This is a genomic window from Luedemannella flava, from assembly GCF_039528515.1.
Lineage (GTDB): Bacteria > Actinomycetota > Actinomycetes > Mycobacteriales > Micromonosporaceae > Luedemannella > Luedemannella flava.
The window spans coordinates 1-11,979 of sequence record NZ_BAAALT010000113.1; the positions used below are offsets into that span (position 1 = coordinate 1).

Consider the following 11,979-nt stretch of genomic DNA (forward strand, 5'->3'; position numbering starts at 1 on the left):
ACCGGCGCGACGCCGCCGCGCGGGAGACGGCGGCGGCCCTGGCCGCGGCGTCGGCCGAGGCGCAGCGCCTCGCGGAGCAGCGCACGGGCACGAGCGAGGGTGAGCGGGTGACCACGCACGCCGCGTTCGCCGCGTTCCGGCGCGGCGACATCACCGCTGATCAGCTGCGGGAGGTGTTCCGCCGGGCCGAGGGCTGGACGCCGCAGCAGGACGCCCTGACGCACGAGGTGACCCGGTGCCGGGCCGCCGAGGCCGACGCCCAGCGCACGCTGGACTTCGCGCTCACCACCGAGCAGGTGGCCGACGAGCTGGCCGGGGAGGCCGCCCGCGCGGCCCACGAGCAGGAACAGGCGGCGCGCGTGGCGGGCGAGCAGGCCCGCGAGGCGTGCGCGCTGGCCGACGAGTGCGAGGGCGGCCGCAAACGCCGCCGGTGAGCGGTCGGTCACAAGAAGTAAGCTGCTCGATAGCGGTGTACGTCTATGGCATCCGCGGGGCACTATGGAACGACACGGACCCCACCCACCCGGGGAGCGGAGTCGCCATGTCCACCGTGGTCCTGAGCCAGCTCACCAAGGTCTACCCGACCGGCGTCACGGCCGTCGACCATCTGGACCTCACCGTCGCCGACGGTGAGGTGATGGTGCTGCTCGGGCCGACCGGCTGCGGCAAGAGCACCGTGCTGCGCCTCATCGCGGGCCTCGACCCCGCCACGTCCGGCGAGATCTCCTTCGGCGGTGCGGGCATCGACCACATCTCCGCGCGCGAGCGCGAGGTCGCCATGGTCTTTCAGGACTACGGCCTGTACCCGCACCTCACCGTCGCCGAGAACATCGCGTTCCCCCTCATCAACCACCATATCGAGGAGGCGGAGCGGGACCAGCGGGTCCGCGAGGTCGCCGAGCTGCTCAACCTCACCGACGTGCTCACCAAGCGGCCCGACCGGCTGTCGGGCGGCGAGCGCCAGCGGGTCGCCATGGGCCGCGCCATCGTGCGCCAGCCCCGGGTGTTCCTGCTCGACGAGCCGCTGTCCAACCTGGACGCGGCGGTGCGCGAGTCGGTGCGCAACTACCTGTCGGAGCTCATCCACCAGCTCGGGGTGGCCACCATCTACGTCACCCACGACCAGACCGAGGCGATGTGCCTGGGCGACCGCGTCGCGGTCATGCGGCAGGGCCGCATCGAGCAGGTCGGCACCCCGGAGGAGATCTACTCCGACCCGCACCGGCTCTTCGTCGCGGCCTTCGTGGGCAGCCCGCGGATGAACCTGCTGCAGGCCGCCGTGCAGGCGGAACCGGGCCGGCGCACGGTCGTCGACCTCGGCGCGCAGACGCTGCACCTGCCGTGGTCGGACGCGCGCGCCCGCACCCTCGCCACGTACCACGGGGCCCGGGTCACCGTGGGCTTCCGCCCGGACGCGCTGGTCCCCACGGCGGATGCCGAGGGCGCCGACCTGCACGGCGTGGTGCGCCTCGTCGAGCTGCGGGGCCACGACGTGCTGGTCCACCTGGAGACCGGCTCGGTGCCCACCCCGCACCGGGTCTCCCAGCTGGAGCTGCCCGACGGCGAGCTCGCGCAGGCGGTCGGCGGGGATCCGCCGCCGCCGCACCCGCTGCGCCGGCGGCTCGCCCGGATCGTCCCGCAGCCGCGCCGCGCCGACGACTCCGGCCGCTATGGCCTGCAACCGTCGTACGTTCCCGAGGCCGAGCCGGGCCGGGAGGCGATCGGCGACGTCACCGCCCGGATGCCGGCCGCCCTGGCGCCCCGCGTCGGCGAGACGCTGAGCCTGCGGCTCGACCCGGACCACCTCTACCTCTTCGACCGCGCCGGCGACCGCATCGCGCTCCCCGCGCCGCAGGTCGCCCTCCGCGAAGCCGTCTGAGGAGTACGCCCTACAGCTCGCGCCAGTCGGCCGTCCCGGACAGCAGCGCGCGCAGCTCGTCGAGGGCGGCGTCCTCGTCCTCGCGCGGGATCCACCGGCTGCGCCCCTCGGCTCCCCCGACCCGGACCTCGATGAGCCACTGGCCGCCGTCCTCGTAGAGCAGTACGTCGCGGCGGGCGAGCCGTCCCCAGGATCCGTTCCAGAAGTGCCTGCGCTTCTCCATGGCCGTTATTCGAACACATGTGCGATCTTCTGTGTGCCCCGACCCGGGTATTCACCAGGCCAGATGCTGCCGCGCGAGCTTGATGATCTGCTCAGTAAGGGCCACTCCGGTGGACATTCCGGAATGGCCGTGGGAAAGCACCGCCACCGTCAGGTCGACGCCCGGGCCCGTGATCCGGCCGATGCTGTTGATGATCCACCGGCCGTTCTCCGTACTCCGGCTGAGCCAGCCGTTCTTCACGGCGGCCGTCTCCCCCCGGTGGGCCGCGGCGGGCACGCCCCAGTCCTGGTCGCCGTTCACCGTCGTCATCAGGCCCCGGATGTACGCGCGGCTCGCGGACGTGAGCGGCCCGGACGTGCCGAGCGCCCGGTTGACGAGCGTGACCTGGTCGCCGACCGTGGTGCGGGTCAGCCCCCAACCCTCGGTGCCCGGCGTCGTGTGGGTGAGGCCGAGCCGCCGGTTGGCCGCGCGTACACCGCTCGCGCCGCCGGCGCGGTTCCACAGGTACGTGGCGGCGTCGTTGTCGCTGGCCCGGATCATCCGCGTCGCCGCGGACCGTTCGGCGTCGGTCAGCGACCGGCCGTCATCCTGCGCCCGCAGCAGCACCGCGGCGAGGATGTCCACCTTCACGATGCTGGCCGTCTCGTACGTGTCCGACGCGCGGTAGCGGTACGTCCCGCCGGTGCGGTTGTTACGTACGGCCACGGAGAACTCGCCGTGCCGACCCGTGGGCAGGGCGGCCAGGGCCCGGGTGAGGGCGGCCTGCCGGGTCGCGGCCGACGAGCCCGCCGTGGTCGGCGGGGCGGCGCTCGAGGTGGTGGCCGTTGTCGGGGCTGTTGTTGTCGTGGCGGTCGTTGGCGCCGGCGGGGCGGCGGCCGCGCTCGGGGACGGCAGCAGGTGGGCCACGAGGACCGCGGCGGCGGTAGCCATGGCACTGATCACACCGAGGACAACGACGAGTCGCCGGCGGGGCAACCGGCGCCGGTGCGACGTCGTTGCCCGCGTCGGCGGACGAGGGGGGCGGGGCGACATGGCACCGACCGTGCCGGCCGGACCTCAACGCGGGCTCAGGGCGGGGTGGACATCCGCCGGAACACGCGTGGGCCGGGCGCGGTGTGATCCGCGCCCGGCCCACGTCACGTGCCGTGTCAGACGCGCACCCGTCGGGCGGCGATCAGCAGACCCAGGCCGAGGGCGAGGAACGCCACACCCACGATGAGCCAGCTAAGGATGGACGCGCCGGTGGTGGGCAGCTGCGGCGTGGTGGGCGGCGCGACGACCGGGGCGGTGGTCGGCGGCTCCTCCGTGACGACGGTCTCGGTGGGAACGGGCTCGCTCGTCGCCACGGTCGTGGTCGGCGCGGGCCTGCTCGTGGCGGGTGCGGTCGTCACGACCGACGTGGTCGGGGCGGTCGTCGTCGGCGCCGCGGTGGTGGTCTCCACCGTCGTCGTCTCCGTCGCCGTGGTCGGCGCCGCGGACGTGGTCGCCACCGTCGTCGTCTCCACGGTCGTCGTCTCCACCGCCGTTGTCGGCGCCGCGGACGTCGTCGCCACCGTCGTGGTCTCCGTCGCCGTGGTCGGCGCCGCGGACGTCGTCTCCGCCGTGGTCGGCGCGGCGGACGTGGCGGGCGCCGCGGTCGTCTTCTCCGCCGTGGTGGGGGCGGCCGTGGTCGCGCTGGCGGACGTCGCCGGCGCGGAGCTGGCGGCCGTGGTCGCCGGGGCGGAGGTCACCGGGACCACCGGCACCTGGCCGTCGAACGGGAAGGCGTGGATCTCGCCGCCGTCGCAGTCGCCGCCGTGGGTGAACGCCTTGGCGACGACGTTGCCCTCCAGGTTGCTGCGGCTGTCGTTGACCAGGTTGGCGAACGGCGCGTAGAGCGTGCCCTCGACCGTGGCCGAGTTCTTGCCCAGGGTCACGCTGGTCGCGTCGGCGAAGTTGACGAGTACGTGCGTGGCGTCCGCGCCCGCGATGCCGGCGAAGTTCGGCACCTGCCAGGTCAGCTTGTGCGAGGACGTGCTGGTGTCCACGTTGATGATGAGCGTGCGGGCGGTCGTCGGCTTGTTCTGGAAGGTGAACTCCCGGATGCCCGCGAGGTCGCCGGCGGTCAGCTTGAGCACGTTGACGCCGTCGGCGAGCGTGATCTTGAGCTGGTCGCCGGACCGGGTCGCGCTGACGTTGGGCGTGAGCGCCGCCATCAGCTGCGAACGGTCGCGGAACTGCCCGAACAGCGTCGACAGCTGCAGGCTGGTGGGCGCCGACACCGACGACGCCGGCTGCTTGGCGGTCAGCACGACGCGCGGCATGGAGGTGTACGAGGCGTTCTTCTTCACCACGGCGGTCGGGACCGGGGCGTTGTTGCGGTCCCGCTCGAGAACGGACGCGTGACTCACATCGCCGATCTTGACGTACCCGTTGCTGAGCACCTTCAGCTCAGCGTTCTTGTCGCTGTGCGCGAAGTCGATCTCGCCGCCGACCAGCAGCGCCGTCTTGTTCGCCTCGCCGGGGACGGTCAGGCCGCCCGCGCCGTGCGCGTACACCTGGTGGTCGCCCGCCAGCCGGAGGTCGCCGCCGATCGCGATCGCGCCGTCGGTCTCGTTCGGGCCGAGGGTCGCGTCCCCCTCGACGAGCACGAGAAATCCGTTATTTCCGGCGAGGGGGTTGATGGTGTCCGCCGCCGTCGAGGGCGCCGCCACGGCAACCGTGATAACGCCCGCGAATGTCACCGCCGAGAGCGAGAGAAAAGTAAGCGCGGCTCCGGAGAAAAGCTTATGACGGCTGAGTGACTGCCGAAGGAAGCTACGAGACACAAGGCACCGACCTCGGTGGAGAAATACGGATGATCAACAGGGGAGATCAACGTAAGACCAGGTCGGTAGCCCGTCTATAGCCGACGATGTCGGCGGATGGCGCCCGCGCGCCGCCCGCCGGCACGTCGGCCAATACGACATTTCCTTTTCGGCGCGCGTTATTCACCGGACACCGACGCCAGCGCGCCGCAAACCGGGCGTGGTGACGCCACAGGCGTCACGATGAACTGTCGGGTAGCCGACCGAATAGCAGCGGGTCCTATCCACCGCACCATTCGGAAATAGCGCTTGAGCGGCCGCCATTTGGGCCCGATAGCGTGTGTAGCGGGTAGGCCCGCCGCGCCCTCTCAAATCGGAAATATCTGATTTGTAGTTGCTACCCCGCGTCCAGGATCGGCGCTTTCGGCGCAGTGACCGAGCGTGGAGATCGTCGAATCCGGTACCACCGCGTAGTCGAATCGACGGCCGTTGCCATATCCCGGCCCACGATCGCTAAACGCGGTGCGGACGCGCGGTCCCGCGACTCGCGGAAGCGACATTTCGCCCTTCGGCTGTCGGGTTGATCGCGATTTCGTGTGCGGGAGTGGAGCCCAGCCACACTCCTGCACCCGAAACGGGGATCTTGGATGAATCTCGCCCCCGGGGCGGCAGGTGCCCTGCCGGGCGGCGGTCGGGGTCGCCGGCCGCCGCCCGGGCCGGGCTCACCGCCAGGTGTCGGTGAGCGTCAGGGTGCACGCCGAGCCGGTGTTGATGGACCGGTTCGAGCCGGACTCCCAGGTGAGGGCGGAGCCGTTCTTCTTGAGGAACTTGTACTGGACGGTGGTGTTGGCGGGCAGGTTCACGATCCCCCGCCACACCGGGTACGTCGCCGGGGACAGGGCCACCGCGCTGCCCGTGTTCCAGTTGCCGAGCGCCGACTGGTTGCCGGTGACGAAGACGTTCTCGCCCCACACCGTGGTGGCGTTCACGCCGAACGACACCGCGACCGTGCTGCACGCCGACGGGGAAGCGGTCGGCCCGTTCCACGTCTCCGTGTAGGTGACGGCGCAGGCGGTCGTGGTCGTGTGACTGCGGTTCGGGTCGTACTCCCAGGTGACCGCGCCCGACGCCGACCTGCGGATGTACTTGTACGCGAACGTGGTGCTCTTCGGCAGGGCGACGGTGGCCCGCCAGGTGGTGCCCGACGCGGTCAGCGCGACCGCGCCGGCGGTGTTCCACGAGCCGAGCGCGGCCTGGTCGCCGACGACGGCGATCGTCTCGCCGCTGCCCACGGTCGCGGTGACCTGGAACGTGACCGCCGTCGTGGTGCACGTGGTCGAGGTCGGGCCGGCGGTGGTCGGGCTGACGGTGCCCGACACCCGGGCGTTGACGTGCAGCGCGATCATCCCGTTCGCCGGCACGGTCGCCGTGACCTGGCCGGACGAGGTGACCGTGTAGGTGGTCCCTGAGCACGCCCCCGAAGCGGGGTCGCCGTTCGCGACGTCGCAGTACACGCCCGCCGGCAGGCTCGTGGCGAAGGTGCGGGTCAGCCCGGAGGTGGACCGGTTGAAGGCCACGAACCCGGCCGAGCCGCGGCCGAAGGCGATCTGGTCGCCGCCGTTGCTCCACCAGTTCGTCACGGCGGTGCCGGTGACGGCATTGTGGAAGCCGACCAGGTTGGCGGTGGTGCGCCAGCGGTGCTCGCAGGCCCAGCCACTGCCACAGGTCACAGCCGACGTGGTGCCGTTGGCCGCGGCGGGCGGCCCGGCGTCGTTGTTGGTGAACGTGAAGCTCGACATCACAGCCGGCGTCCCGTACGGGAAGGCCAGCATGAACGCCTCCGCGAGGGCGTAGTTCGTGCCGTCCTTATACGTGAGCCGGGCCCGCCCGTTGCGCTGCGTGTCGTGGTTGTCCACGAACGCGACCGCGTCACCCGAGGCGAGCAGCATCGACGAGGCGAGGTTGTTGAGGTTGGCCAGGTTCCCGTCGCGGAACGCGTTGCCGACCGTGTCGCCGTACCGGAACTCGGTGACGTCGCCGGCCCCGACGTACTCGCTGGGGCTGATCTCGCCCGGGCCGCCCTCGATGACCTCCTGGTAGATGTAGGGCGTCCCGCTCAGCCCGGCGTAGATGGCCGAGAGGTCGGCGACCGGCATGTGCTTGGCCGCGTCGACCCGGAACCCGTCGACGCCCAGCGAGATGAGGTCGTTGAGGTACGCGGTGAGCTTGCCGCGCACGTACGAGGCCTCGGTGGCGAGGTCGGACAGGTCGACGAGCTCGCAGTTCTGCACCTCCCAGCGGTCGGTCCAGCTGCGGATGTCGTCGTTGCCGTTGCGGCCGCAGTGGTGGAAGTCGGTGCTGCCGTAGGGCACCGCCGGGTAGCCGTACTGCGAATAGGAGGACCCACCGGAGCCGGGGCCGGTGGAGGCGCCGCCGGCCATGTGGTTGATGACCGCGTCGACATAGATCTTGACGCCGGCCGCGTGGCAGGTCTGCACCATCGAGGCGAACGCCGCCCGGTCGCCGCGCCGCGAGGTGAGGGCGTAGCTGACCGGCTGGTAGTCCTGCCACCAGGGGTAGCCCTGGCCGGACAGGACGACGTGCTCCTGCGGCGGCGAGACCTGCACGCCGCCGAAGCCCTTCGGCCCGAGGACGTTGGTGCACTCGGACGCGATCGAGGCCCAGGGCCACTCGAAGAGATGGACGATCACGTCGCGGGCGCCGGGGTTGGCGTCCGCCTTGGCCTCGGCGGCCGGGGCCGCGACGAGTACGGGGACGGCTACCGCGGTGCCGGCGACCGCGAGGACGGCGGCCGCGAGCGCGGCGCGCCAACGACGGGATGGGAGACGCATGTGGACCTCCGAAAACGGGGGGACGAGATCCTTGCGCAAGGATATGTAAGTTTTCAGAAAGTTACTCTCATCGCTCGACTGTGTAAAGAGTCGGCTGTGGACACAAAAAGGGCCTGCCCGGGCCGGCGTCCCTCCGGCCCGGGCAGGGGCTTGTGACAGAAACGATCGTCAGACGGGCTCGGGCAGACCGAACTCCAGACACGTCACGCCGCGTAGGTCCAGCCACGCCCGACCGGTCCCCCGGACGAGCCGCACCAGCACCGCCTCGCAGCCGGCGCAGCGGGCGACCAGGCCCGGGCCATGGTAGACGTGGGTCTGGGCGATCTCGCCGGACCGGCCGCAGGACACACAGGTGCCCCGGGCGGTGGTCACGTCGACGGCGAAGAGCTCCCGGAACGCGCCGGCCAGCTCATTGCCGTCCACAAACGACGCCTGGTCACCCACTGTCCCACCTCCGATCGTCCGTCGTTTACCAGTATCAGCCGAACCGCTCCGTTCGCACCCGGTCGGCGGCATGTCCCGCACCTACCAGTAAATCGGCCACCGACTCCACGAAGCCCGTCGGGCCGCACACGTAGCAGGTCGGGGCGAAATCCGCGGGCCAGCCGGCCGCGCCGAGCAGGGCCGCGTCGATCCGCCCCGCCGGCCGGCGCACCCCCGTCGGGGCGACACGCGTGTAGGCGTACTCCACATCGAGGCCTCGATCCTCGCGGGCCCGGCGGCGAAGCTCGCTGGTGTACAGGGCGTCGGCCGGTGAGCGTACCGAGTAGATGAGGCGGAACGGCACCCGCGAGCCGGCCTCTGCGCGGGTGCGCAGCATCGACATCAGCGGCACCAGGCCCGAACCGCCGGCCACCAGCAGCACCGGCGACGGGTCCTCGGGGTCCCACGTGAAGTAGCCGCCGACCGGGCCGCGCACCTCGCACCTGTCCCCCGGCGCCATCTCGTCGACCAGGTAGCCGGACACCTCGCCGCCGTCGACGCGCTGCACGGTCAGCTCGACCGGCCCGCCCGCCGCCGAGGCCAACGAGTACGACCGCTGGGCCGTGTAGCCGTCCGCGGCGGTCAGCCGAACGTCGACGTGCTGGCCCGCGACGTGGCCGGGCCAGTCCGGCACGTCGAAGGTGAGGGTGCGGGCGGCGGACGTCTCGGCCCGGACGGAGACCAGCTCGGCCGGGCGCCACGTCAGTCGCCCCAGTACCGCTGCTCGCGCCACGGGTCACCGTAGTTGTGGTAGCCGACGCTCTCCCAGAACCCCGGCTCGTCCTCCAGCAGCAGGGTGATGCCCCGCACCCACTTGGCGCTCTTCCACAGGTACAGGTGGGGCACCAGCAGCCGCGCCGGGCCGCCGTGCTCGGGGGTCAGGGGCTCGCCGTCGTACCCGTAGGCGATCCACGCCTGGCCGTCAAGCAGGTCCTCCAACGGGACATTGGTGGTGTATCCCCCGTAGGAGTGGACCAGCGCGTAGTCGGCGGCCGTCTCGACGTTCTCGAGGAAGGCGTCGAGGCTCACGCCCTCCCACTCCGTGCCGAGCTTCGACCACTTGGTCACGCAGTGCAGGTCCACCCGCGGGTTGTCGCTCGGCAGGTCCTGAAGTTGGGCCCAGTCCCACGCGTGCCGCTCACCGGTCTCGGTCGTAATGGTGAACTGCCAGGTCGCGGTGTCGACGCGGGGTGTCGGCCCCGCGGACAGCACCGGGAAGTCGTCGCCGTGCACCAGATACTGCCCCGGCGGCAGGTGCGGGTCGGCACTTCCCCGACCGCGGAACCCCCGCGAGATGATGTCCACGCGGCCAGCCTAGTGGAGGAGATTTCGATCACGCGACGTCGCGGTGACGGCATTAGGTCACCGACGCGGGCGTTACAGGTCGGCCTCATTTCGGTATACCTGTCATCCATGGAAGGCGTTTCCCCGCGGTACCTCATGACGATGCCGTTGCACGCGGTCACCGAGATCCATGGCGAGGCCGGCCTGCGGGAGCGTTTCCTGCTGGAGATCGCCGATCTGCCGGAGCCGGACCGGTCCGCCCTGATCGACGCACTGGACCTCGCGGCCGAGCTGCACCGCGACGACCGGCGCACCCGCGAGCCGTACCTCAACCACCTGCTGCGCACCGCGATCCGCATCCGGCGCTACTACGCGATCGACGACGCGGACGTGCTGGTCGCCGCGCTCCTGCACGACGCGGTCGAGGACCACCCCGCGGAGCTGGCGGGATCCACCAACGGTGATGTGGTGTCCGCGGCCCTCACCGCGATCGCCGCGCGGTTCAATCCCCGCGTGGCCGATCTGGTCCGCGCGGTGACCAATCCCGAGTACGACCCGACGCGCGACGCCGACGAGCAGTACCGCGAGCACGTCGAGGCGAGCCTGACCCGCACGCCGTGGGCGCGCGTCATCAAGGTCAGCGACTTCACCGACAACGGCGTGGGCATCGTGCACACCACGGGCCCGAAGGTCACCCGCGCCGCCACGAAGTACGCCCCACTCGTGCCGACCCTGCGCCGGCTCGTCGCCCTGCCCGACACGCCCCTGACCGAGGACGTGAAGGAGCACATCTACGAGCAGCTCGACACGGCTGAGGAGCGGTTCCGCGCGATCCTCGGCTGAACCGGCGCGCAAGATAGGGTGAACAGGTGGCAACGGAGATCATCCACAACGAGGACGCCAGCCGGTACGAGATCCACGTCGACGGCCACCTGGCGGGGTACGTGCTCTACCGCACGCGCCCGGACGCTCTCGCCCTGGTGCACACGACCGTGCTGCCCGAGTTCGAGGGCCGCGGGCTCGGCAGCACCCTGGCGCGCGGTGTGCTCGACACCATCCGCGCCCACAAGGGACTGATCGTGCCGCTGTGCCCGTTCATCGCGGCGTTCATCAAACGCCACCCCGACTACACCGACCTCATCGTCCCCCGCTACCACGAGGAACAGGCGGCCTCAGCCGGCGACGGGGCGTAGCGGGTACATCAGTCCGGCAGCAGGGCTGACCACAGCCGGTTGGAGATGGGCGTGGATCGTGGTGGTCGCCCTGTCCACGATCCGACTACCGTCGCGGTCGGCGGACTGAGCCCGCACAGGCGGCAGGCCGCGCCAAACTCCGTGTTGCATAAAAAGTGCGACACAGGTTCCACAGCGTTTCAGCATTCGTTCAGTGACCCGTGGCGGCGACATGACGGTCCCGTGCTTTCCGCCGCCACGCACGAACAGACAGATCCTCCGGACCGCGACCGAGCGAACCGAGCTAACGCGTGCGGTCGGTGCAGACGGGTTCCGTGGTCGGGGCGGTGGCGTCCGGGTAGACGAGGGTCACCGTGACGCAGAGGTTCAGGTCGGGGCTCAGGCCGTCGAGGCGGTAGTGGTCGACGCCCGCCGGCACGTCGCCCTCGAAGAGCACCTGATCGTCCCGGTTGACCTTCAGGCGGGCGGTGGCCACGCCGTTGCTCGGGTCGCGCCAGGAGATCGTGACGCTGCGCTGTTCGTCGCGCAGGCGTACGTCGCTGGCCGGCTGCGCGGACGGCGCCTGACCGCCGGAGGGGGTGGGCGGGCGGGAGGCCTTGACCGTGGCCGGCGGGGCGGAGCCGGCGGCGCCCATGACCGTCTCGGGCGAGTTGGTCCTGTCGTCCTTGGGCGCGGTGATCACCGCGGCCGTCACCGTCCCGACGACGGCCACCAGGCTCGCCGCGAACACCGGCCACCGGCGCCGCATGACACTCGGGAAGCCCGTAAGGACGCCACGCTCCGCCGCGTCGTCGCCGAGATCGAGGAACAGCGGATCGGAACGGGCGGGTGAACGCCGCGCGGACCACGGCGGTTCCTGAGGTTCGTCCGGACGACGCGGTGCGGGCGTCGGACGACGCTCGCCGGCCAACGACTGGCCGACCGTGCGCTCGCGCGGGGGACCCGGCTGCGGCCGCCGGCCTGCCGCGNCTGCCGCGCCGCCGCCTGCGGACGCACCGCGCGCGGGAGTGCCGCCAGGCCCACCTGGACCGTGTGGGCCGGAGGCGGGCGACGGCTGCGGGCCGAACCCGGGCGGCGGAGCCGTCCGGCGCGGATCCACCTTCGGTGGCGGCTGGCGGTGTGGGCCATGCGGCGGCGAGGCGGCCGACAGGGGCGCCGCGGACAGCGGAGTCGAGGACATCGGGGCTGCGGACAGCGGGACCGACGACATCGGGGCGCCCGGCGGCGGTGGGCCAGGCGGCCGAGGACCGGGACGGGGCGGCGCGCCCGGCGGGCGGGC

Annotated in this window: 11 protein-coding genes and 1 pseudogene; 4 read left to right on the forward strand and 8 right to left on the reverse strand. The window is 71.7% G+C overall.

Annotated elements, in window-relative coordinates:
- Together ABD211_RS19070 and ABD211_RS19075 are read left to right on the forward strand one after the other, a co-directional pair.
- Positions 1–434: pseudogene (locus ABD211_RS19070) on the forward strand (hypothetical protein); the annotation flags it as partial.
- 107 nt (positions 435–541) lie between these two features.
- Positions 542–1,879, forward strand: coding sequence for an ABC transporter ATP-binding protein (locus ABD211_RS19075; RefSeq protein ID WP_344133446.1), 1,338 nt, complete (start codon positions 542–544; stop codon positions 1,877–1,879).
- A 10-nt stretch (positions 1,880–1,889) separates the two neighbouring features.
- Here ABD211_RS19075 and ABD211_RS19080 read toward each other — a convergent pair whose 3' ends face one another.
- The 7 genes from ABD211_RS19080 to ABD211_RS19110 all read right to left on the reverse strand — a co-directional run bounded on the left by ABD211_RS19080 (position 1,890) and on the right by ABD211_RS19110 (position 9,528).
- Positions 1,890–2,102 carry a hypothetical protein gene (locus tag ABD211_RS19080; protein WP_344133449.1) on the reverse strand — a complete coding sequence of 71 codons (213 nt, stop codon included), beginning with the start codon at positions 2,100–2,102 and terminating at the stop codon, positions 1,890–1,892.
- A gap of 51 nt (positions 2,103–2,153) precedes the next feature.
- Positions 2,154–3,032, reverse strand: coding sequence for a serine hydrolase (locus tag ABD211_RS19085; protein WP_344133452.1), 879 nt, complete (start codon positions 3,030–3,032; stop codon positions 2,154–2,156).
- Between the two features lie 218 nt (positions 3,033–3,250).
- Positions 3,251–4,795, reverse strand: a complete 1,545-nt coding sequence (locus tag ABD211_RS19090) for a collagen-binding domain-containing protein (RefSeq protein WP_344133455.1) — start codon at positions 4,793–4,795, stop codon at positions 3,251–3,253.
- 815 nt (positions 4,796–5,610) lie between these two features.
- Entirely contained in the window at positions 5,611–7,740 is a 2,130-nt protein-coding gene (locus ABD211_RS19095) for a carbohydrate-binding module family 20 domain-containing protein (RefSeq protein WP_344133458.1), read from the reverse strand.
- Between the two features lie 168 nt (positions 7,741–7,908).
- Positions 7,909–8,184, reverse strand: a complete 276-nt coding sequence (locus tag ABD211_RS19100) for a DUF6510 family protein (RefSeq protein WP_344133462.1) — start codon at positions 8,182–8,184, stop codon at positions 7,909–7,911.
- 34 nt (positions 8,185–8,218) lie between these two features.
- A complete protein-coding gene (locus ABD211_RS19105; protein WP_344133465.1) occupies positions 8,219–8,956 on the reverse strand; it encodes a ferredoxin reductase in 738 nt (245 codons plus the stop codon).
- A complete protein-coding gene (locus ABD211_RS19110; protein ID WP_344133468.1) occupies positions 8,926–9,528 on the reverse strand; it encodes a sulfite oxidase-like oxidoreductase in 603 nt (200 codons plus the stop codon). Before ABD211_RS19110 ends, ABD211_RS19105 begins: the two co-directional genes overlap by 31 nt.
- Before the next feature lie 108 nt (positions 9,529–9,636).
- Between ABD211_RS19110 and ABD211_RS19115 the strand changes: the two genes are divergently transcribed.
- A complete protein-coding gene (locus ABD211_RS19115) occupies positions 9,637–10,350 on the forward strand; it encodes an HD domain-containing protein (RefSeq protein WP_344133471.1) in 714 nt (237 codons plus the stop codon).
- A gap of 26 nt (positions 10,351–10,376) precedes the next feature.
- The gene (locus tag ABD211_RS19120; protein ID WP_344133474.1) at positions 10,377–10,700 is read left to right on the forward strand and encodes a GNAT family N-acetyltransferase; all 324 of its coding nucleotides are present in this window, start codon (positions 10,377–10,379) and stop codon (positions 10,698–10,700) included.
- 283 nt (positions 10,701–10,983) lie between these two features.
- On the opposite strand, the gene ABD211_RS19125 is transcribed toward ABD211_RS19120, so the two are convergent.
- Positions 10,984–11,448, reverse strand: a complete 465-nt coding sequence (locus ABD211_RS19125) for a hypothetical protein (protein WP_344133477.1) — start codon at positions 11,446–11,448, stop codon at positions 10,984–10,986.
- Between the last annotated feature and the right edge of the window lie 531 nt (positions 11,449–11,979).

Coding starts and splice junctions, on each gene's coding strand:
- ABD211_RS19075 (WP_344133446.1), top strand. CDS start 542: ATGTCCACCGTGGTCCTGAGCCAGCTCACCAAGGTCTACCCGACCGGC.
- ABD211_RS19080 (WP_344133449.1), bottom strand. CDS start 2,102: ATGGAGAAGCGCAGGCACTTCTGGAACGGATCCTGGGGACGGCTCGCC.
- ABD211_RS19085 (WP_344133452.1), bottom strand. CDS start 3,032: ATGGCTACCGCCGCCGCGGTCCTCGTGGCCCACCTGCTGCCGTCCCCG.
- ABD211_RS19095 (WP_344133458.1), bottom strand. CDS start 7,740: ATGCGTCTCCCATCCCGTCGTTGGCGCGCCGCGCTCGCGGCCGCCGTC.
- ABD211_RS19115 (WP_344133471.1), top strand. CDS start 9,637: ATGGAAGGCGTTTCCCCGCGGTACCTCATGACGATGCCGTTGCACGCG.
- ABD211_RS19125 (WP_344133477.1), bottom strand. CDS start 11,448: ATGCGGCGCCGGTGGCCGGTGTTCGCGGCGAGCCTGGTGGCCGTCGTC.